The 21,795-nt window shown below is 44.1% G+C and carries 22 protein-coding genes and 1 tRNA gene; 14 read left to right on the top strand and 9 right to left on the bottom strand.

The features are described 5' to 3' along the window. Positions 1-282: 282 nt before the first annotated feature. The 3 genes from QUA25_RS10565 to QUA25_RS10560 all read left to right on the top strand — a co-directional run bounded on the left by QUA25_RS10565 (position 283) and on the right by QUA25_RS10560 (position 1,671). Positions 283-477, top strand: a complete 195-nt coding sequence (locus QUA25_RS10565) for an IS4/Tn5 family transposase DNA-binding protein (protein ID WP_333037406.1) — start codon at positions 283-285, stop codon at positions 475-477. 17 nt (positions 478-494) lie between these two features. Next, entirely contained in the window at positions 495-704 is a 210-nt protein-coding gene (locus QUA25_RS29455) for a hypothetical protein (protein WP_442923235.1), read from the top strand. A gap of 61 nt (positions 705-765) precedes the next feature. Continuing rightward, positions 766-1,671, top strand: coding sequence for an IS4 family transposase (locus QUA25_RS10560; RefSeq protein ID WP_445242187.1), 906 nt, complete (start codon positions 766-768; stop codon positions 1,669-1,671). Between the two features lie 121 nt (positions 1,672-1,792). Here QUA25_RS10560 and QUA25_RS10555 read toward each other — a convergent pair whose 3' ends face one another. After that, positions 1,793-3,595, bottom strand: coding sequence for an AAA-like domain-containing protein (locus QUA25_RS10555; RefSeq protein ID WP_333037405.1), 1,803 nt, complete (start codon positions 3,593-3,595; stop codon positions 1,793-1,795). Positions 3,596-3,770: 175 nt separating this feature from the next. Here QUA25_RS10555 and QUA25_RS10550 point away from each other — a divergent pair, with 175 nt between their 5' ends. The 8 genes from QUA25_RS10550 to QUA25_RS10515 all read left to right on the top strand — a co-directional run bounded on the left by QUA25_RS10550 (position 3,771) and on the right by QUA25_RS10515 (position 11,486). After that, a complete protein-coding gene (locus tag QUA25_RS10550; RefSeq protein ID WP_333037404.1) occupies positions 3,771-4,316 on the top strand; it encodes an NfeD family protein in 546 nt (181 codons plus the stop codon). Positions 4,317-4,377: 61 nt separating this feature from the next. Further along, a complete protein-coding gene (locus tag QUA25_RS10545; protein WP_333037403.1) occupies positions 4,378-4,938 on the top strand; it encodes an SPFH domain-containing protein in 561 nt (186 codons plus the stop codon). A 116-nt stretch (positions 4,939-5,054) separates the two neighbouring features. Continuing rightward, positions 5,055-5,573: a type IV pilin-like G/H family protein gene (locus QUA25_RS10540; RefSeq protein ID WP_333037402.1), complete on the top strand. Its 519-nt coding sequence runs from the start codon at positions 5,055-5,057 to the stop codon at positions 5,571-5,573. A 107-nt stretch (positions 5,574-5,680) separates the two neighbouring features. Continuing rightward, positions 5,681-6,208, top strand: a complete 528-nt coding sequence (locus tag QUA25_RS10535; protein ID WP_333037401.1) for a type IV pilin-like G/H family protein — start codon at positions 5,681-5,683, stop codon at positions 6,206-6,208. 101 nt (positions 6,209-6,309) lie between these two features. Continuing rightward, entirely contained in the window at positions 6,310-6,843 is a 534-nt protein-coding gene (locus tag QUA25_RS10530) for a type IV pilin-like G/H family protein (protein ID WP_333037400.1), read from the top strand. Positions 6,844-6,950: 107 nt separating this feature from the next. Beyond that, complete coding sequence (locus tag QUA25_RS10525) at positions 6,951-7,478, top strand: type IV pilin-like G/H family protein (RefSeq protein ID WP_333037399.1); 528 nt, start codon at positions 6,951-6,953, stop codon at positions 7,476-7,478. A gap of 10 nt (positions 7,479-7,488) precedes the next feature. Further along, positions 7,489-10,302: an AAA-like domain-containing protein gene (locus tag QUA25_RS10520; protein WP_333037398.1), complete on the top strand. Its 2,814-nt coding sequence runs from the start codon at positions 7,489-7,491 to the stop codon at positions 10,300-10,302. Between the two features lie 125 nt (positions 10,303-10,427). Continuing rightward, positions 10,428-11,486 (top strand): potassium channel protein, encoded by a 1,059-nt coding sequence (locus QUA25_RS10515; protein ID WP_333037397.1) that lies wholly within the window; start codon positions 10,428-10,430, stop codon positions 11,484-11,486. A gap of 338 nt (positions 11,487-11,824) precedes the next feature. On the opposite strand, the gene QUA25_RS10510 is transcribed toward QUA25_RS10515, so the two are convergent. Further along, positions 11,825-11,896 (bottom strand) — tRNA-Thr (locus QUA25_RS10510). Between the two features lie 94 nt (positions 11,897-11,990). Next, complete coding sequence (gene pyk, locus QUA25_RS10505; RefSeq protein WP_333037396.1) at positions 11,991-13,778, bottom strand: pyruvate kinase; 1,788 nt, start codon at positions 13,776-13,778, stop codon at positions 11,991-11,993. Between the two features lie 432 nt (positions 13,779-14,210). On the opposite strand from pyk, the gene crtR reads away from it, so the two are divergent. After that, positions 14,211-15,101 carry a beta-carotene hydroxylase gene (gene crtR / locus QUA25_RS10500; protein ID WP_333037395.1) on the top strand — a complete coding sequence of 297 codons (891 nt, stop codon included), beginning with the start codon at positions 14,211-14,213 and terminating at the stop codon, positions 15,099-15,101. A 159-nt stretch (positions 15,102-15,260) separates the two neighbouring features. On the opposite strand, the gene aroH is transcribed toward crtR, so the two are convergent. Both aroH and sppA read right to left on the bottom strand, forming a co-directional pair. Beyond that, positions 15,261-15,686: a chorismate mutase gene (aroH, locus tag QUA25_RS10495; RefSeq protein ID WP_445242186.1), complete on the bottom strand. Its 426-nt coding sequence runs from the start codon at positions 15,684-15,686 to the stop codon at positions 15,261-15,263. Positions 15,687-15,925: 239 nt separating this feature from the next. Then, the gene (gene sppA / locus QUA25_RS10490; protein WP_333037394.1) at positions 15,926-16,744 is read right to left on the bottom strand and encodes a signal peptide peptidase SppA; all 819 of its coding nucleotides are present in this window, start codon (positions 16,742-16,744) and stop codon (positions 15,926-15,928) included. Positions 16,745-17,090: 346 nt separating this feature from the next. Here sppA and QUA25_RS10485 point away from each other — a divergent pair, with 346 nt between their 5' ends. After that, a complete protein-coding gene (locus QUA25_RS10485; protein ID WP_333037393.1) occupies positions 17,091-18,164 on the top strand; it encodes a DMT family transporter in 1,074 nt (357 codons plus the stop codon). 13 nt (positions 18,165-18,177) lie between these two features. Here QUA25_RS10485 and QUA25_RS10480 read toward each other — a convergent pair whose 3' ends face one another. Genes QUA25_RS10480 through QUA25_RS10465 form a run of 4 tightly spaced genes read right to left on the bottom strand, consistent with a single transcriptional unit; the run spans position 18,178 to position 20,727 of the window. Continuing rightward, the gene (locus tag QUA25_RS10480; RefSeq protein ID WP_333037392.1) at positions 18,178-18,597 is read right to left on the bottom strand and encodes a PIN domain-containing protein; all 420 of its coding nucleotides are present in this window, start codon (positions 18,595-18,597) and stop codon (positions 18,178-18,180) included. Beyond that, the gene (locus QUA25_RS10475; RefSeq protein WP_333037391.1) at positions 18,594-18,893 is read right to left on the bottom strand and encodes a hypothetical protein; all 300 of its coding nucleotides are present in this window, start codon (positions 18,891-18,893) and stop codon (positions 18,594-18,596) included. Before QUA25_RS10475 ends, QUA25_RS10480 begins: the two co-directional genes overlap by 4 nt. 51 nt (positions 18,894-18,944) lie before the next feature. Then, positions 18,945-19,616, bottom strand: a complete 672-nt coding sequence (locus QUA25_RS10470; protein WP_333037390.1) for a phage tail protein — start codon at positions 19,614-19,616, stop codon at positions 18,945-18,947. Position 19,617: 1 nt separating this feature from the next. Further along, complete coding sequence (locus tag QUA25_RS10465) at positions 19,618-20,727, bottom strand: AAA family ATPase (RefSeq protein WP_333037389.1); 1,110 nt, start codon at positions 20,725-20,727, stop codon at positions 19,618-19,620. A gap of 47 nt (positions 20,728-20,774) precedes the next feature. Here QUA25_RS10465 and QUA25_RS10460 point away from each other — a divergent pair, with 47 nt between their 5' ends. Continuing rightward, positions 20,775-21,623, top strand: a complete 849-nt coding sequence (locus tag QUA25_RS10460; RefSeq protein ID WP_333037388.1) for a M20/M25/M40 family metallo-hydrolase — start codon at positions 20,775-20,777, stop codon at positions 21,621-21,623. Positions 21,624-21,795 lie beyond the last annotated feature (172 nt).

Below are 21,795 nucleotides of genomic sequence, written 5' to 3'. Positions count from 1 at the left end.
CATCGACTTTTCATTACTCCGTTCCCGGCAGAAAACTATCTACTTCTTTTCTCCCTCATTTCCCCCAAGGGGCAGGGCGGTTTCATTTTTCGTAGGGCGGTGCCTCCGTGTCCGTGCTCTATCGCTGCAATGCCAATGGATCGCGTCGCTGGGGAGGGGTAGGCACGGGGGCACTACCTTACTTTTCACGGCATCTCTGAAAGGTAGAGTAGGAGGTCATTCTAGGCAAAATGGGGTAGATGGTGATATCATCTGGTTAAAATCAAGTAAAGGCAGGCAAAAATGTTGAAGTGGTGGGAGAAAAATTTTGCAAGTTGTGAATTAGGAGATGAGAGATTAAACAATAGAGCCTATGCAATGGGCCAAGCCCTAAGCCAAGGGTTTGGGAAAGCATTGTCAGAAATATTCTCAAATGCAAACGAGCTAAAAAGAGCTTATGAGTTTTTGCCAACAGCAAAACAAAATTTGACAAAGTAATTAAACCTCACTGTCAAATGACCTGTGAAGCCGTGGAAGAATATGAAGTCGTATTATCCGTAGGAGATACCACCTTTCTAGATTATGGTAGCATTAAAGCCAAACGGGAAGGATATGGACCCACAGGCAACGGTGGCAACGGATTAATTTTACATAGTGCCTTGGCGCTCACCCCCGAACAAGGACAAGTAATGGGGCTGTTATGGCAAAAGCTCTGGAACCCTTGAGCGCAAAGAAAAGCCACCGCAGGATGAAACCGCAGCAGCCAAAAAACAACGACAGCTTTTCGTGCGAAAAGCTGCTCGTCAACGCCGATTTGAAGAAAAAGAGTCTTATCGATGGGTAGAAGCGATGACCGAAGTCGAGCATGAAGTCAGTAATAGTACCCGAATCATTCATGTTTTCGACAGAGAAGGAGATATTACCGAAGTGTTCGATTCTTCACGCCAACTGAAACATACAGGAGTATTAGTACGTGCAGCCCATGACCGTAGTCTAGACCTGAATAGCGAACGTCTGTGGAAAAAGTTGGAATCGCAACCAATCAAATTTGAGCAGGAAATCAAAGTACCAGAAACTGGTAAAAGTCAGGGAAGGATAGCTTCATTGGCAGTGCGCTTCTCTCAAGTTAAACTACGAGTTCCCTATCGCTTTGAGAATCGTGATTCATTACAAGTTTATGCTGTTTATGCAACTGAAATTAATTGCCCAGAAGGCGAAACAGCTTTAGAATGGATGCTTCTAACTACCGAAGTCGTAGAAGATATAGAAACTGCCCTCAAGATGCTGCGTTGGTATACTTACCGTTGGCGCGTGGAAGATTATCATAAAATCTTTAAGTCTGGCTGCAAGTGTGAGCGCTACAGACTTGCTGCTGAGGGTATGAAGCCCTTGTTAGGCTTTTTAAGTGTTTGTGCCGTCGAGCTTTTACAGATTACTTATCTACATCGTAATCAACCTGATTCTCCTGCGGTTGAAATTCTAAGTCCAGTACAAATTCAAGTTTTAAAGGCGAGATTCCCAAAATTTCCGCCTGTGTTAACGGTTGCCTGGGCAGTGGAATCGGTTGCTTATCTTGGAGGCTATCTTGAACATCGGCGTAAATCTCCAATTGGGATTCAAGTCCTCTGGCGAGGTTGGTCAAATTTACGTGATCTGTGCCAGGGCTGGCTTCTTGCTACAAATCATACTTAACGGGAAAAGTAAGGGGCACTACCCCTACAAAATCCTGGTTTTTCTGATAATGAAACTGCCCTAGGGGTGGGGGGGTTCTTCCTTCGTGTCCTTAGCATCTTCGCGGTTTAATAATTCCATATTATTTGCCATTTAGCCGATCGCCAAAATACTCCTGATACAACCGACATCTGGGAATGCAATGATTTCCATCCAATTTCACCAACCCCATACTATTTAACTTAAACCCCAATTCTGACCTCACTCTAACTGGCTGGGAAACACTCACAATCTCTCTCATCGCCTCCATTAATTCCGAATATTTCTCTAAATTCCATAAATGTCGCCGCAAATGATCGCTGTAAATTCCCGCTTCAGTTGCAGATTCTTTCACTAACCGATCTAAAGTCACATCTTGACGTGAAATATGATACATTCCTAGCCGCACTAAATAAGGATTTCCGCCCACTAACCCCATCAAGTCTCCAACTTCATTCCCACTCCAATTCAATCCGTGCCGCTTTGCCAAGTCTTGCACTTGCTGAGAATTAAACTCTGGCAATTCAATCGGTAAACCCACATTAAACGGCGATTTATTCACATCCAGCGGGATATAAACTTCCGTCGAATGCACCACAATCAAACGAAACTTTTTCCAAATATCGCGCCGTTTTGCTTCTTCATGCAAAGCTCGCAATAAGCCAAAAAAATCATCAGCAATTTCCGGGGATTCAAACAGGCGATCGCTCTCATCCAAGCCTAACGTCAGAGGTTTTGAGGATTCTGAAAGCAAATACTGTTCAAAATAAGCCTTGCAGCACTGATTGCTGCCAATCAAATCGGCTAATTCCCAACACTTGGGCAACTGCTCCAGCATTCCTAACTCTTGACCGATGCTAGCACAAAACCACTGCAAAAATGTGTCTGAATTAGCGAATATTTTCCTATTGGCTAGCTGAAAACTCAGCGCTACCGTGCGAGAACCTTGCTGTTCTGCGTGATGCAAAATCCTCGCCATCAAGGAAGTTTTGCCCATTTGTCTGGGTGCTTTTATGCGGATCAGCGCTCCCGGTTGGGCGATCGTCTCGTAACAGCGGGATTCGATCGGAGGGCGATCGATATAAAAACAAGAAGTGAGTTCAACTTGTCCTCCCGGCAATTCTGGCTGCGCTGCTGGCAGGGGTTGAATTATTAACTGTTTGGTGCTAGTAATTACTTTCCACTCTACAGCCAATTCATGGTCGGCAGTTAACGATGTGCGACCTTCTTTGATAATGGTTAAAATTTGTGATAATAACTTAAATGAGTCCCCAATACCGCCCCACAGCCAGGGCTGAATACCTTCTAAATAGCTCAGTAAATCAAAAGAAAGCGGTATATTTAATTCAACGAAAATCGGTAAAATTGCGGGTTTGTGAGCCGTTAAATTGTGCAATTCCTTGGCTAGCTGCACTTGTTCCAATACCATTTCGCTAGCGGCCGATTCTTCGGAAATCAGCAACAGCAAATAATCGCAACGCTTTAAATATGAGGCTGAGTCGCTGCTGTTGTTAATAAAAAAGACTTCGTGGCCTCCCGCACTCAAAGCTTGGTGTAACTGCTGGGGAAGGGTTTTGTGTGAGGTCGATCGGGCGTTGGCGTTAGCGAAGCGATCCGAAGGAAAGCCCTCGAAGACGATCGCCACTTTTGCCCTCACCAGCACTACCTCCTCTGGCTCTGAATTCGCGTCAAAATCGGCTATATCGCGCCATTCCTGGCCCAATCCGCGACAAATTTCGATGAAATTTGCATAATCCACAGGTTTGCCATTCAGAAAATGGCTGACAGTAGATTGCGCCATCCCTAAATCCTCAGCCAGGATTTTCTGACTGGGAAAGCCATTTCTCAGGAGACAGGATTTAACTGCGCGAATGCACTCTTCGCGCACCCTTAGCGATCGTGGCATTGCTTATCACAATCAAAACACTGAAACCATCATAAATGCCAACTGCCCCTTAAGTCGATGAAAAGTCGATGAAAAGTCGATGATTTTTCCAATAACTCAGTCGCCAACTCAAATAGCCACCTGATTAGATTAGAAATAACAAGGTTGAGCTACATCGCAACGAGGTAAAAGCATTGTGCATTCTATCCTAATTTGGTCGCTGGCCTCAGCCACTAATCAACCCGGTTTCGCCTTCACCCCGCCCCTATTCTGGCTGCTGCTGGGAGTTGTGCTTAGTGCGATCGAGCTATTAATCATCAAAACTCAGCCCCAGAAATACAGGTTTTACGTGCTAATGATGGGAGCTTCGGCTTTAATTGAATCCTTTATTTTGTGGAGAGGATCTATAGCATTTCAGTTTAGTTGGGCCAACATAATGTATGAAGATTTTGACTGGCAAATCTTCTACTGGATGGGGATAGCCCTCGCGCTGAGCATCTGGATTCGACCGATTTTTATTGTTCGCAAAAAGTTTGTGATTCCCGAAGCAACCGAAGCGACAACAATCTCCGAAATTTTTCCCGGAGAAACCGGAATGGTGATTTATGAAGGGGCTTCGTGGAAAGCTCGCAATGAAGATTCCCAAGGGGCGATCGCACCCCGACAAAAAGTTTATGTTTTGCGCCGCGAAGGAAACACGCTGATTGTTGTACCTGACAGATTAATTCACATCAACGGCTAAACCTTAGCCGCAACCTCAATTCCTCTTTAGTTCACAGCTTAAAATTACCAGGAGATTCACTATGTATCAGTATTTTTTGATGGTGTTGTTTGCAATCACCGGAGTATCCTTAGCCAGCAGCGTCAAAATCGTCCGTCAAGGAGATGAGGCTTTAGTTGAAATTTTCGGAAAGTACGATCGCAAGAAACTTGAACCTGGTTTGACTTTTTTGATTCCCTTTGTGGAAACAGTTGCCTATAAACAAACTCTGCGCGAGCAAATTTTAAACTTGCCACCGCAAGAATGCACGACGCGCGATCGCCTTGCCATTACCGTTGAATTTATTGTTTACTGGCGAATTATTGACTTAGAAAAAGCTTCCTACAAGGTGCAGAATCTCAAGGAAGCGATGTTAAATATGCTGATTCTTTCAATTCGGACTCACATTGCGACATTATCTCTGGAGGAACTTTACACGGCTCGCCATGAAATCAATAATGCTTTAGTAGAGGAGTTGGATACAGCGACAGATCCTTGGGGTGTGAAGTTTACGAGAGTGGAATTGCGCGATTTTGCGATCGGCAGTAAAGTGGTTCAGCCCACATCCATTGACCGGAAAGAAGTACAAAAGCTGCGAGCTTAGAGATTAGTATTTCCTCGTTTTCCTCGTTACCAGGATCTTCCTGGTAACGCAGTTCCAGAGGCTCGGTTTCGCCGAATTTAATTCGCCTTGTATATACCATTTAAGGAGACAACACCATGACTAAAAATCAAGAATCAATAGTTCGCAATGCAGCTTGTCGCGGTTGCGGATGCTTATTACTTATAACTGGTATTGGAGTAATTAATGGGATAGCTCTGCCATTTTATCTAAATAATACCAATAGAAGCAAGCAGTCGGAAGCAAAACAGTATGTTAGCTCAATGAACAAAGCTCAGCAAGCAGATTTTGCCGAAAAAAGTGTTTTTTCCAGTTCTGTTAATGCTTTGGAACTTGGGATAAAAACGGAGACAACAAATTACAAGTATTCAGTTCGCGCCACAAAGCAAACTGCTTTTAATTATGGAGTCTCCAAGCAACCACAACTTAAGAGTTATGTCGGCGGTGTCTTTCTAGTTCCTGTTAAAGAAGTTGAGCCAAATGCTGCTAAAGATGGAACAACAACAATATCCATATTCTGCCAAGCTGATTCTCCCGGTACAATTAAACCAGCGGAACCCACCTATGAAAATGGTAAAATTGCTTGTGGGAAAGGCACAACACAAGTGCCCAAATAATCTAACTATACGCAATATAATGACAGTCGATTACCAAGATTAAATCGGCCTTCAATTGAGATTTACCGGAGTAAAGTCTTTACTACAAACAGGGAGGATACAAAACTATGAGTCAACAAGATTCTAAATCAGCTAGCCTTTCACCTAATGGTTGCGGATGCTTATTGCTTTTAATGGGCATTGGAGCAATTGGTGCGATCGCTCTGCCATCATTTCTGGGTGGTTGCAAGGGATGTAAATACAAGAAAATGGAAGGGATACAGTATGTTAGATCAATGAGCCGAGGTCAGCAAGCCTATTTTGCCGAAAAAAATGCTTTTTCCAGTTCTGTTAAGGCTTTGGGAATTGGCATTAAAACAGAGACAAAATTTTTCAAGTATTCAATTCGCGCCACTAAGAAAGCTGCATTTAATTATGCAGTAGCAAAGGAAAACGAATTAAAAAGTTATGTCGGCGGTGTTTTTATTGTTCCGCCAAAAAACTTTGTTTCCAATGCTACTAAAGAGGAAATAACTACAACGCTCATATTCTGCGAAACTGATTTTCCCGGTAGCATTCAACCAGCGGAACCCACCTATGAAAATGGTAAAACTGCTTGCGGTAAAGGCACAAGACCAATGGTCTCACCAAACTAACTATACGCAATATAATGACAGTCGATTACAAGATTAAATCGGCTTTCAATTGAGATTTACCGGACTAAAGTCTTTACTACAAACAGGGAGGATACAAAACTATGAGCCAACAAGATTCTAAATCAGCTAGCATTTCACCTAATGGTTGCGGATGCTTATTGCTTTTAATGGGCATTGGAGTCATTGGCGCGATCGCTCTGCCATCATTTCTGGGTGATAGCGCGCATGATAAGTATATGACATCATATATGACATTTCAAGCACAACAGTATGTTAGCTCAGCGAACCGAGGTCAGCAAGCCTATTTTGCAGAAAAAAATGCTTTTTCCAGTTCTATTAAGGCTTTGGGAATTGGCATTGAAACAGAGACAACACATTTCAAGTATTCAATTCGATCCACTAAGAAAGCAGCATTTAATTATGCAGTAGCAAAGGGAAAAAAGTCAAAAAGTTATGTCGGTGGTGTTTTTCTGGTTCCTGCTAAAAAGTTTGAGCCAAATGCTGCTAAAGAGGAAAGAACTACAACGTCCATATTGTGCGAAGCTGATTCTCCCGGTATAATTAAACCAGCGGAACCCACCTATGAAAATGGGAAAATTGCTTGTGGTAAAGGCACAAAACAATGGTCCCAATAATTTAACTATACGCAAGATAATGACAGTAAATTACTAATATTAAATCGGCATTAAATTGAGATTTACAGGACTAAAATTTTTACTACAAACAGAGAGGATACAAAACTATGAGTCAACAAATTTCTCAATCAGCTATCATTGAATCTAATGGTTGTCGATGGTTAGTGAGTTTAATGGTGATGGGAGTATTAGCTTCGCTAGTTGTGCGACCCTTTCAGGTTAAGCTTAGGAACAACAAGCAATGGGAACCCAGAATGTATATTAGCTTAATCAACAAACGTCAGCAAGCCTATTTTGCCGAAAAAAGTGTTTTTAGCACTTCTGTTAAGGCTTTAGGAATTCGCATTATTGAAACCGAGACAAAAAATTACAAATATTCCCACCATACAACAAAAAAAGCAACATTTAATTATGGAGTCTCAAAGCATAAAGATATTAAAAGCTTTGTCGGTGGAGTTTTTGTAATTCCTGCTACAAAACTTGAGTTAAGTCCTTCTAAAAATAAAATAACGACCACATCTATATTGTGCCGATCTGATTCTCCTGGTACAATTAAACCACCAGAACCCACCAATCAAAATGGTAAGATTGCTTGTGCTACAGGCACCATAGAACTGAGACAAAGTTATCACTAGAGGCAATATAATGACAGTCGATTACCAATATCAAATCGGCGGCAGTCTCCCGCAAAATGCACCTACTTATGTAGTGCGACAAGCTGACTCTGAACTTTATCAAGCCCTCAAAGCCGGAGAGTTTTGTTACGTGCTCAACTCCCGACAAATGGGCAAATCCAGTTTGCTAGTGCGAACTGTACAAAAACTCTCCGCTGATGGCATTGCTTGTGCTACGATAGACCTTTCGGACATTGGCAACCAGCAAGTCTCTCTAGATAAGTGGTACGGCGGCGTCGCTTACAAGCTATTGTGCAGTTTCAACCTGTTTAACCCCGTCGAGTTTATGACTTGGTGGCGGGAGAGAGAGTTGATGCCGCCGGTGCAGCGCTTAGGAGAGTTAATTGAAGAGTTGCTGCTGGTCAAAATTTCTCAAAACCTGGTCATTTTTATTGATGAAATTGATAGCGTTCTGAGTTTCCAAGAACCGCTAGACGATTTTTTTGCATTAATTAGATGTTGCTACAATAAACGCGCTCACAATTCAGAATACCAGCGCATTACATTTGCTTTGCTGGGAGTAGCTACGCCATCGGATTTAATTAGCGATGCAACCCGCACGCCCTTTAATATCGGTTTACCTATTGAATTGCACGGTTTTAACTTACAGGAAGCTCTGCCTTTAGCCAAGGGATTTGAGGGAAAAGTAGACAATCCTCAAGAGGTTTTAAAAGAGATTTTGGACTGGACTGGAGGGCAGCCATTTCTGACTCAAAAGCTTTGCAAGCTGATTCTGCACCATGTAAAAAGCTTAGTTTCGGATTCAATTATATCAGATTCAAACGATGAAATCAAAACAGAAATTATTACTACAAATCAATTATTAATTAGCGAAATCGTGCAATCTCATATTATTGATAATTGGGAATCATCCGATGAACCGGTACACATCAAAACAATTCGCGATCGCCTTCTCAGAAGTCAGCACCGCGCCAGTAGGTTATTAGGGCTATATCAAAAAATCTTGCCACTTTCAGAACCCCCCGATTGTAGGGGCGATGCCCCCGTGCCCGCCCTGGTAGGAGGAATTTGGGCGGATGATACTCCCGAACAAACAGAATTGCGGCTGAGCGGATTAGTAGTAAAACGAGCCGGAAAATTAACCGTATCCAACCGCATTTACGCCGCTATATTCAGCCATGACTGGATAGAAAAAGCGCTCGGCGACTTGCGCCCCTATGCTGAATCCATAACAGCATGGATAGCTACAAATTGTCAAGACGAATCTCGCTTGTTGCGCGGTCAAGCACTGGAAGATGCCCGACAGTGGGCGGCAAATAAAAGCTTGAGCACCCAAGATTATCAATTTTTAGGTGCGAGTCAAGAAGCTGAGTTTGCCAAGTTCCGCTATCAAGAAAAACAGCATCAAGCTGAAATAGAACAACTGCGTCGCGAAAAAAAGTTACTAGAGGAACTAAGCGAAGCACAAAAGCAGAAAAAAGCGATTGCAGTTAAACTTTGGCGCGAGCAACAACTGAGAGTGCAAACAGTTACAGGAGCCGCAGTCCTATTAATATCAATCCTGATAGTAGCTTTTTGGGTAAAACCGTCCATCGAAGAAAGAAACAACAAAATTCTCACTCTCAGTTTGCTATCAGAAACGCTATTTGCTGCGGATAAAAAAGAGGAAGCTCTGCTAGAAAGCATCAGAGCTGTTACAGAAATGAAACGATCGCTCGGAGTCAGCTCAGATATTCAGATGCGAGTGGCGATCGCCCTCGAACAGGCAGTTTACAACTTTCGGGAACGCCGCCGCTTGCAGACTCAAGCCAGTACCCTTGCTTTCGCGAGTTTCAGTCCCGACAGTCAAACGATTGTGACTGCTACGGATGATAATTATATCAAACTTTGGCAAACTAATGGAACTTTGCAAGCAACATTAACAGGGCATACGGATAAAATTATTAGGGCTATCTTCAATCCTAGCAGTCAGATTATTGTCTCAGCAAGCGACGACCAAACTGTAAAAATTTGGCAAAAAAATGGCACATTGATCCACAATTTAAAAGGACATAGCGCTCAAATAACAAGCGTATCTTTGAGTCCCGATGGTAATATTATTGCTTCTGCCAGTGCCGATGGCACTGTTAAACTCTGGAAAATCAGCGGTGAAGAATTGTCAACTTTTCAAGTGGATCGAGGTTGGATAACCAGCTCGAGTTTTAGCCCAGACGGTCAGATAATTGCTGCGGCTGGTACTGATGGCACTGTTAAACTTTGGAGTTTGAGAAAGGTTACGGAAAAGTTGCAAAAACAGCAGTCAATCGAAGCCAGCACCGATATCAAATTGCTCCGAACTTTACAGATGGAAAGTGATAAAATTATGAGTGTTACTTTCAGTCCAGACGGAGCAATGCTGGCGGCTGCAAGTGCTGGGGGAACTGCGAGAATTTGGAGCAAAGACGGCACACCGCTAAGTATTTTAAAGCATACAAGTGGAGTGACAAATATCAGCTTTAGTCCAGACAGCCAAATTTTGCTATCTGCAAGCACAGACAAAATGCTGAGGCTGTGGAACATTGACGGTACGTTGCTCAAAACTTTAAAAGGTAACAAGGATGCTGTTTGGAGTGCGAGTTTTAGTCCAGACGGCAAAGCGATCGCTAGTGCTAGTGCTGACGGTACGGTGATGCTGTGGAATTTTAATCTTGACGATTTATTGCAGCAGGGTTGTAATGGAGTCCGCAATTATTTGCAGACAAATCCGATCGCAAATCAAAACAATCGCCACCTCTGCGACGGGATTGGAGATCAGTCGGAACTCACGCAAAAAAAACCGGGTTAAGAGTCAAAATGTTGAGTTTGGTAGCAAAGTATCTAGGCAGAAACTGGCTTTTTGACCGCCCCTGCGTCTAGGGCTGATATGGTTAAAATTGGTAGCAGCTAATAGGTAATAGGTCAGCCCGATCGGTGTATTCAACTCTAGAACAAAAGTACCAGCGCTTGCAAAAAGACTTAAGAAACGGAGTCATCTCCCTTGGGGGCATTGTATGCACGGGTACTCTCTGGTATTGGCAGATGGAAAAATGGCCTTTGCTAGATGCCGCTTACATGACAGTCTTTACCCTAGCAACTGTGGGCTACGGTGAACTTCACCCCCTCGGCCAACGCGGGCGAATGTTTACTATATGCCTGATTTTGATGGGCGTGATTGTGATAGGTTTCATCGTCAACCGCTTTACAGAAGCGCTGATTGAAGGATATTTTCAAGAAGGAGCAAGAATTAGGCAGCAGCGACGATTGGTAGATTCTTTGATCGGGCATTACATTCTCTGCGGTTTTGGGCGCACTGGCCGCCAAATTGCCTTGGAATTTCAGGCCGAATATATCTCTTTTGTGGTGATAGATTCGGCTGTGCAGTCGGTTGAGGCAGCTTTGGCGCTGGGGTACACGGCTGTCCAAGGAGACGCGACTCTGGACGAAACTTTGGTGAATGTGGGGATCGATCGCGCAATTTGCATAGTAGCAGCTTTGCCTTCGGATGCCGAGAATTTATATACTGTCATGTCGGCGAAAACTCTGAATCCGAAGGTACGGGCGATCGCCCGCGCCACTACAGAAGAAGCCGTAAAGAAGTTGCAGCGGGGCGGCGCCGATGCCGTAGTATCCCCCTACATTACCGGGGGAAAGCGGATGGCGGCGGCTGCTTTGCGGCCTCAAGTTATGGATTTTTTAGACGGTGTTTTGACGGGCACCGACAGTTCTTTTTACATGGAGGAATTTTTGGTCGATCCCAATAGTTGTGTCTACGTCGGGCAAACTTTGAGAAATGCCAAGTTGCGATCGCAGTCGGGGGCCTTGGTTTTAGCAGTGCGGCGCGCTGGCGGGACTTTGATTGTCGGGCCTACCGGAGAAACTGCGATCGAAGGAGGAGATATGCTGATTTGTTTGGGAACTGCTGAACAACTGCGAACTCTCAATCAAATCCTCAGTCCCCTGAGTTTTCGCCTCCCCCGGCCCCCGAACTAATACCAGGTCATGTTTCTAGTCAGGAATGCAAGTCCTCTCTCGATCAATGCTTCCCAGAAAAAATATTGACTGTTGACTGTTAACTGTTGACTGTTGACGGGCGGGTCGAAAAACTCAATGGTTGAGTGTTAAATGTTGACTCGATTTTATTATTCCGATGCAACCGGAAACGATATGAATTTAAAAAATTCACAATCTCCACCACACAAGGAATTAGGGCAAATAAAAATGCTCTCGGCAAAGTAGCCGAGAGCATTTTTGAGCAGTTAAACTGCGTTTTGATCACAGTTTGATCTCACTCATAGACTAAAGCGTAGACAAAAATCGCTGAAACCCAAAGCCGATGGTGGGATTTGAACCCACGACCGTTCGATTACGAATCGAATACTCTACCCCTGAGCTACATCGGCACAGACAATTTTGAATTATAGCACAACCTAAGCGAAAAAAGCAAGGAGTTGTAGAAGTTAATTCAAAACTCCACAACTCCTAGCTCACCAACAGTTAAACGGTCACTTCCGCGTCAGTTGAGCCGCCTCTGGCCCCGGAATAAACTAAACCCCGCTGCATATCGAGCGTCAGCATAGTTCCGTCGCGAATTACGCGCGTGGCATTCTTTACGCCCACCATCACCGGCACGCCCAAGCGCAAACCGATAATCGCGGCGTGAGAAGTCAAACTGTCCTCCTCCGTCACCACACCGGCTGCTTTCCGAATCATCTCGACAAAAGCGACGCTTGTGTGTTCGACTACCAAAATTTCTCCAGCGTGGAAATTGCCTACATCCGCAGCAGTGCGAGCAACCCTGGCCATGCCACTCACCGATCCCAAACCCACACCGGTGCCTTTGCCTAAAACTGCTGTCACTACTTCAACTTTGATCAAATCCGTCGATCCGGCAACCCCTTGCAGAGTACCGGCGGTCATCACCACTAAATCTCCGTCGGACACTAACTCTTTTTCCTGGGCGACAGTCATGGCAGAGTGAAATGTCTGGCCGGTGGAGGGCAAATCCAACACCAGCAAGGGTTTTACTCCCCATACCAATTGCAGTTGTCGGGCTACGTCTACGTGAGGAGTAACTGCCAAAATCGGAGTTTTGGGTCGGAACTTCGAGACATTTCGGGCTGTGGCGCCGGTTTTGGTCAGCGTCATGATGGCTGCGGCGTTCAACTGTTCGGAGATTTGGCTGACAGCTTGGCTGATGCCGTTGGGGATCGATCGACCAATATCTTCTACATTCCTAATATTCCGTTTAATTCCTTCCCTCTCCATCCGCACCGCAATTCTCGCCATCGTCGCCACCGCTTCGACGGGGAACTTGCCGACAGCAGTTTCATTGGACAGCATCACTGCATCAGTTCCGTCAAGAATCGCGTTGGCCACGTCGGAAATCTCGGCGCGGGTGGGACGGGGATTGTTGACCATGCTGTCGAGCATCTGGGTAGCGGTAATTACCGGAATGCCCAGGCGGTTGGAGGTAGCAATCAGGCGCTTTTGCAAAATCGGCACGTCTTCGGCGGGTAGTTCCACTCCCAAATCGCCGCGGGCGACCATCACGCCGTTGCAAAGCGTGAGAATTTCCTCCATTTGTTCGATCGCCTCGTGCTTTTCGATCTTGGCAATCACCGGTACTTGCTTGCCAGCACTGGCAATCAACTCTTTAATTTCGAGCACATCTTGGGGATTCCGCACAAAGCTCAGGGCTACCCAATCGACACCTTGGTCGAGGCCGAACATTAAATCTTTGCGGTCTTTATCAGTCAGCGCTTTAATTGACAGGTAAACTCCCGGAAAATTCACACCTTTGTTGTTGGAAAGCGGCCCGCCGACTACGACGCGGCAGTACAATTCCCGCGCCGCGCGGTCTACTTTTTCGACCAGCATTTCCACTTTGCCGTCGTCGAGCAGAATCACTGCTCCCTCTGGAACTTCGTCTGCTAGGGGGTCGTAGGTGACGGAAGAAATGAGTTCGGTGCCGGGAACCTGGCGGCTGGTGAGAATGAAAGGATCGCCGTTTTTGACGACTATAGAGCCTGTCTCAAAGCGCCCTAAACGAATTTTCGGGCCTTGGAGGTCTTGGAGGATGGCAACCGGCTGGTTCAGTTCAAAGGACGTTTGCCGGATTAAGCGAATGCTGCGCTGGTGGTCTTCTTCTGTTCCGTGGGAAAAGTTGAGTCGCAAAGTTGTGGCACCGGCTTCTATAAGCTGGCGCAGCACTTGTGGGTCAGAAGTTGCTGGGCCAATGGTGGCGACGATTTTAGTCCGGCGTAGGGCTTTTGGCAATTGCATCAGCGGTGTTCTGGGGAAGCAGGTGGATTTCTTGTTTAAATTTCGGCTAACGTTTCATCTTTGCACTACAAGCAATGACGCTAGTCTCAAGTCTTAAAAATTTTGATAGTGGTCAAAAAAGCAGGTATTGAACAATATATAGAATATCTGACTTTTTACCGATCGGTAATTTTTTCTTCGAGAGCGCTCTTTTTTGCAAATTTTTCCGCTCTCAGGCTTGACATAAATACAAACATACCCATTGATTTTGTTTCTTCTGCTGAGTTCTTGTGGCTACTCTAGCACTGGTATCCTTGTACAACAGCAATACTTTTTTGCTTGTGCAGACGCTAGTGTCTGGCGATCGGACAGAGTTCTTTCATAAAACTTTACTATTGTCCGGCTTGTATCTTATACTACGCAAGAGTGAAATATTAAGGAGTCTTAACAAAGATGTCGGAGGCAGGACGGCCGCTGACAGTGCCGAAAGAGTTTCTGAGTCCTCCCGGTGACTTTAATCCGACACTGCTGCTATTTTTGAGTGCAGTAGCGATTCTCGTGATTTCTAACTTGGGTTTCTGGTGTTGGGGATGGCCGCAGTGGTGCTGTTTTACGCTGAACGTGTTGGCTTTGCACATGGCTGGGACTGTGATTCACGATGCGTCTCATAATGCAGCCCATCGCGATCGCACGATCAATGCTATTTTGGGACACGGTAGCGCGCTGATGTTGGGTTTTGCTTTCCCGGTGTTTACGCGGGTACATATGCAGCATCACGCCCACGTTAATGACCCAGATAACGATCCAGACCATTATGTTTCGACCGGCGGGCCTTTGTGGTTGATTGCTGCGAGGTTTTTTTACCACGAGATTTTCTTTTTTAAGCGCAAACTGTGGCGGAAATACGAATTATTGGAATGGTTTCTCAGTCGTTTGTTTGTGATCGCGATCGTGTATATCTCGATTCAATACGGCCATTTAGATTACGTCCTGAATTTTTGGTTTTCTCCGGCTTTGGTGGTGGGGTTGGCCTTGGGGTTATTTTTTGATTATTTGCCGCACCGTCCGTTTCACGAGCGCGATCGTTGGAAAAATGCCAGAGTATATCCTAGTCCTATTCTAAATATCTTGATTTTGGGGCAGAATTATCATCTGATTCATCACTTGTGGCCTTCTATTCCTTGGTACAATTACAAGCCTGCTTATGAGGCTGTGAAGCCGCTGTTGGATGAGAAGGGTTCCCCTCAAAGTTTGGGAATATTGGAAGGGAAAAAGGACTTTTGGAGTTTTATATATGACATTTTTTTAGGGATTAGGCTGCATCACAAGAAAGCGTCTGATTGACAAAAAACCCGGTTTCTTTGAGAGGCCGGGGTTTTTTTTATAATAAAAGCTTTTGATCGTATATCCCCAGGGCAGGTTTTGTACTTTATCAAGTCCCGTAAAAAATAAACCCACCTGTAATGGTGAGTTAACTTTTAAATCAAGCCCAAAGTGAATCTATTATTTTTCCCCAGCCCCCATAACCGCTAAATTCCTATCAGGGCGCAAATTTTGAGCTCCCCGCAAATAAGGATGATAAATTTCAGTATGTGCCGGCCAATTGACGTGAATTAAAAACCGAATGCAGCGTTCCAAAGCACCTTCAACGTGCATTTGCTGTACGTCCAACAAAGGAACATTGCACCAGTGAGAACGTTCGCGGGCGATCGCGGCCGGAAACACAGCATCTAAATCGCGAGTAGCAGAAAACGTAGCACTAATAATTAATTCTGGATTTATATCATTTTTTGCTTCTAATTCATCTAACAATTCTCTCACCGCTTCTCGAATTGCTTCCACCGAATTCTCGCTGGCAGTTGTTGCCCCGCGAATCGCCCGCACTTGCCACTCCACGCAAATTTCCTCCATATTTTTGTTATTAGTCATTAGTCATTAGTCATTAGTCCTACTAAATTAGGCTTAAATACCCACTTTATTTCTTAGCCCCCGCTTGAGTGGAGTTCGTTTGTGTAGTTTGACCTCAAACTCGTAGGCGAAGCCAGCGCGAAGCGCTTATGACGGGCGAAGCACCACATTTGAGTTTGAGGTCAACAGATTTCAATCGCCCAATCATCCAGGGAGTAACTAATGACTACTGACTCCTGACCAATGACTAATTTATTTAATCACGGGCGATACATCCACAGCGGCAAACCGCTAGTAGAAAGCTCGAATTCCAGCAAATTATTGTAAGCTGAAAGCCCAGATATATCCAGACTACTCCCCAAGACGCGATTTAGGAAAGGTTTTTGTTTTTCTAGCGTGCAAGACTCGGTTTTTTCCGGGTCGAGGCCTGCGAGTTCGGCTGCAAGGCGACGAGCGTCCTCTTCTGTTCCCAGTCGATCAACCAAACCCAATTCTAAGGCTTGCTGACCGGTAAAAACCCGACCGTCGGCAAAACTTTTCACTTTCTCAACACCCAAGTTCCGGGCTTCGGCAACCGTTTCCACGAATTGCTGGTAGCTGGTGTCGATCAAGTCTTGCAGAATTTGCTGTTCAGGATCTGTCAATTCGCGATCGAATGCCAAGATATCTTTATATGGCCCCGATTTAATCACCTGAAAAGAAACGCCTACTTTTTCTAACAGCCGTTCTAAATTGTTGCCCCGGATAATCACGCCAATGCTGCCGGTAATTGTACCGGGATTGGCAACGATATGCTCGGCTCCCATGCCGATGTAAACTCCGCCAGAAGCTGAAATATTGCCAAAACTGGCAACAATTTTGACTTTTTCGCGCAAACGCTTGAGTGCGCTGTAAATTTCCTGGGAATCGCCGACAGTGCCGCCGGGGCTGTCTATCCGCAGCAGCAAGGCGGGAAATTTGCGTTCTTCAACGGTTTTGAGAGCTTCTAGGACTCGTTTGCGGGTTTCTCCGGCAATGGCTCCGGTGATTTCGATACGGGCTATTTGTTTGCGGTAGCGGGGCTTGAATGGCCAAATCATGGGCAGTGTACAGGCAATGTTACGAAATTTTGTAGCTAACTTCTTATAGTGTGCCTTATTCATCGGGGTAGATGTTGTGCCTGTGTTCGCAACAGGCAAGGTGCCTGTTGCACAAGAAAATTCTCGATTGTGGAACAGGCATCTTGCCTGTTCATAATTGCCACAACAGGCAAGATGCCTGTTCCACCTTGATTTTCTTGTGGAACAGGCATCTTGCCTGTTCATAATTGCCGAGGTTGGTGCGATCGCATTTAACTCAACACCAATATATAATTGTAAAAATTGCTTAACAAATCTACATCATTCTCGTGAGAGCCACTCTCATCAATTATTTGGAGTCTCCGCCATGCAGTTAAAACTTACCGATTCAAAATTGCCTTTTGCCCCGCTGTTGCTAATTGCGCCGTTTTTCCTGTGGGGAACCGCGATGGTAGCGATGAAGGGGGTGATGCCGCACACAACGCCGCTGTTTGTGGCTGTCGTGCGTTTGATACCTGCGGGTGCGTTGGTGCTGCTGGCGGCGGCATTCATGGGAAAAGCGCAGCCGCAGGGTTGGAAAGCTTGGCTGTGGATTTCGCTGTTTGCTTTGGTTGACGCTACTTTGTTTCAAGGCTTTTTAGCCGAAGGTTTGGCGAGAACCGGTGCCGGCTTGGGTTCGGTGATGATTGATTCTCAACCGCTAGCTGTGGCGATTTTGTGTTTGTGGTTGTTTCAAGAAAAAATTGGTTTTTGGGGCTGGTTGGGATTAGTGATTGGCGTTGTCGGCATCAGTTTAATTGGGTTACCGGATGGCTGGATTGTGGGGCTTTTTCATCCTGAAAACGCGCAGGTTTCGGCGGGTATCGAACAGTTGTTTCAGGGTGGAGAATGGTTGATGCTGTTGGCTGCTTTGTCGATGGCTGTGGGTACGGTTTTGGTGCGCTGGGTTTGCCGATATGTTGACCCCGTGGTGGCGACTGGTTGGCACATGATTTTGGGCGGTTTGCCGCTGTTGGCAATTTCGGCTGTAACTGAGTCCGAACAGTTTGTGAATATCGATTTTTCCGGCTGGATGGCGTTAGGTTATTCTACCGTGTTCGGAAGTGCGATCGCCTACGGTTTGTTCTTTTATTTTGCTTCTACCGGCAGTCTAACCAGTTTAAGTTCTCTTACCTTTCTGACGCCAGTTTTTGCTTTGCTATTCGGCAATTTATTCTTGGGCGAAGTGCTGAATCCGCTGCAATCGATGGGAGTTGGGCTGACTTTGGTGAGTATTTATTTGATCAACCAGCGCGATACTTTGGGTGAGAAATTGCGAAAAGTGCGATCGGGCCAAGCAAATTCTCAGGAGGAAGCAGCGGGGTTGTTAGAGTCTTCTGAGTTGAATTCGGTGGAGTTGCCGGTGCAGGTGCGGGTAGGCGAAATGGAATCGGAAGTTTAATGCTTTGATAAATTTAGGGAGAATTGGTTAATTCTTGAATTAACTGATTTGGAGTTACAATCCTAGGAGTAGTAACCGGAAAATCTCGCGGGTTGCGGGTAACAATGGCATCAATCCGATGGATTGCAGCAGTGCTGTACTGAATCGCATCTTCAAAATCCTTGAAGTTGCAAGTTAATGCCATTGAAATAACAGAGTTATCTACTGTTCCTACTTGACAAAATGTGGCTAACTGCCGCAAAAACTCAAGTGTCCAATCGCGACCTTTGTCTCGGCGAATGATATAGTAAAGGTCGCTAAAAGTTGAGGCAGAAACATAGCCTTGAATTTGGCCTTCTTCAACAAAAGTTAAAATGCGATCGCTCTCGGCAAAGAAAGGTTCTCGATCCAGCGCAACATCTACTATTATGTTGGTGTCTATCAAGACTTTCACAGGTTATGTTTCTCCTTTAAATATTCCCATTTTGCTTGTTTGTCTGGATCGTCAAAATCCAGCGGTTCCGGTACAGCATCTCGATCGAATAAACCTTGAAATGCCTTCACCCTAGTTTTAAACTTTTTTTTAGGTGTTTCAGGTGCGATCGCACTTTCTGAAGCGCTGGCTTGTTTAACCGTGTCAGCTAGCTGCAAGACGATGATTTCCACGTCTCCCGGTGGCATATTCACGGGTTCAACAACTACCAAGTTGCCAGTTGCATCGATTTTACCTCTAAGTTTGTATGCTTGCATGGTAATCTCCGATAACTATGTTTCTATTATATGACATAATAACTTGCTTCATTACCAATCCTCTTCATCACCAATCTTAATGTCTCTGCTTTGAATCTCTTCTATAAAAATTTTAAAACTGGGATTTTCTGCGTAATGCTTGATCAAAACTTTAGGCTTGCTATATTGTTCGGAAATTACTCGATAATATTTAGGATTTTTAGCATCGATCCTAAACTTGTGTTTTTTCTCAACTTGCAGATTTAAAGTATCGAGACAGTTTTTAACTTTAGATTTTTTCTTTTTGTCGGTATAATACAGTGGAAGCAACCAACACTCTATAGAATGTACAGAGATTGCAAATATAATTTTTTGTTGATATTTGCTGTAAAAGTCATCGCCACTTGCACCCCTAAACTTTTCAATAACTTTTTCAATTAACTGCTGAGGAGTAAATTCACCGTTTTCATCTTGCTTGGGGATATTATAATCTTCTGAAACATCCGTATCTATTTGGATAATGATATAGTCAATAAATTGCAATGCTTCTTGAAAATCTCTTGACTTACAATAATCAAAAACTAGAGTCCAGCCGCCGTATTTGGATTTATTCTCATTGTCTTTATCTCTTTCTGGTTGAAGTTGTCTAATATCTAAATCAGGACTATTGAAATATCCAGCTAAAATATTCTCAATAACAATCTGGTCAGTAAGTCCCTCTGTAACCAATCCAAAACTAATCATATTAAAAATTTTTAGGAAGTCCGCCGATATAGCCCCTCAAAAACGCCTCTGATAATTTTACAGGTTCTTGTCCCTCTAGAGGTTCAGGTTTTAGAATGCGTCTAGCTTTAGTATGCCCTAATTGGTTGCGGTAGATCACAAACAGCCGCTGTTGATCATCATCTAAATCTAAACCGTCCAAAACTGCCGGGTTGTGGGTTGTGAATATAACTTGTTTGTCGTGTTTTTTTGCTAATTCGACTAATTCTTGCATTAATCTGCGACACAATCTGGGGTTGAGGGAAGCGTCAATGTTATCTATTGCAAAAAAATTAGGCGTGATATGGCTAATAAATAAAGCGAAGTAAAAAAGCAAAAATAAAAAGCCTTCATTAGAACTTCTTTGGTCAAAGTAAGTTAAATCCTGGTCTAAGTATCTATCTTTAATTTGGAGAGAGTTTTGAAGATTTGATAAATTTGGAGGAGCTTCAAAATCTTGAAACCAATCTATCAGTTGCAGCTTTTTTTTGATGTCCTTAAGCTGCTCTTGGTTATCATCAGAATTCAAAAATTTTAAAAGTTTAAACAAACCTTCTCCATTAATCCCTAATGGTTGAATTTGGCCTTCTTTTTCAAAAGTTCGTAAAGCTTGGTTTTCAGGAGAGTAAATTATAAATTTTTTTAGACCAACTATTTGAGAAGCCTGACGTTTAAAAATTTTATTTTTTTCTATATTGGTGCCAGTATAATAACTTATAAAATCGTAAACTGGACTATAAGAAATATAATACTTGGTGTCATTAACCCACTGAGAATAGGGAGAGTTATCATTTTGTAAACGAAACTTAAATTCTTGTCCATCATTCCATCTTAAGTCAATTTTGATATCTTTAACCAAATTTTCCATTTCAAAGGCCGATCGCATTAATTGAGGTTCTGTCACTCTGATGCCCCGAGAAGCTAAAAACTCGTTATCCAGCTTGTCATCAGCCGCCGCAGAAGCCAGGGCGATCGCCTCTAAGATATTACTCTTGCCGCAGCCATTTTCACCAATCAATACGGTGACTCGTCCTAATTCTAGCTTCAGCTTTTGAATGGACTTATAATTTTCGATTCTGACTTCTCCAATCATAATTCAATCCCATATAATCTTAGTGTACTCATTGTATCTCCGATCGCATGAATCTCAAAGAACGCTTGCACAGCCATCTGATTCAAATTGTACGCGATCGCAATCCATACCTCGCATCCGAAGGACATTTTTATGCCCAGCAATACATCCGCGAACAGTTGGCACAGTGGGGAACTGTAGAAATTGACGATTTTGCGGTGCGGGGCCGAATTCATCACAATTTTATCTTGGATTTACCCCCCTCCGATCCAGCGGTTAAGAAGCGGTTGCCACCGATCGTAATTGGTGCTCATTACGATACTGTACCCGGATCGCCTGGGGCCGATGATAATGCTACTGGTGTGGCTGTTTTGCTGGAACTCGCAAGGGATATCGCATCTGGGCCGCTCAAATATCCAGTGCAATTAGTCGCCTTTGATATGGAAGAATACGGTTGTTTGGGAAGCCGTCATCATGCAGCTAAATACAAGCAACAGCAAAAGTCAATCCGGTTAATGATTTCTTTGGAAATGTTGGGTTATTGCAACCACAATCCTAATTCTCAAAGCTACCCCGCTGGCTTGAAATATTTTTATCCAAATAGTGGTAATTTTATTGCTTTAATTGGCAATTTGCGGACGGTTCCCTATTTGATTAATTTGAGTGGCAAAATTCGCAAATCTGGTCAGCCCTGCGAGTGGCTGCCGGTGCCGAATCGAGGTTTAATTGTGCCGGATACTCGCCGCAGCGATCATGTTCCTTTTTGGGATAATGGTTATCCGGCTATTATGGTGACTGATACTGCTAATATGCGAAATCCGCATTATCATCGAGAAAGTGATAGGATTGAGACTTTGGATTTAGGTTTTCTGGCTGGTGTTTGTCAGGGATTGGTTGAGGCTATTCGATATATATAGCAGTTTTATTTTAACGAACTGCGAAGGCGCAAAGGCCGTGAAGGAAGAAAGAAGAAGAGAAAAGAGAAAGTGATATGATTTTTATGAGTATAAGGTTAGGAATTTTATGAATTGACTTTTAGATGTTTTTGTTAAATAATTCTCAATTATTCACATAACAAAATTTAGGAAA

Origin of the sequence: Microcoleus sp. Pol17C6 (genome assembly GCF_036701145.1) — a bacterium.
Taxonomy (GTDB): domain Bacteria; phylum Cyanobacteriota; class Cyanobacteriia; order Cyanobacteriales; family Microcoleaceae; genus Microcoleus.
Note: the sequence above shows the minus strand (reverse complement) of the source record. Positions and strands in the feature narration are given on the sequence as shown.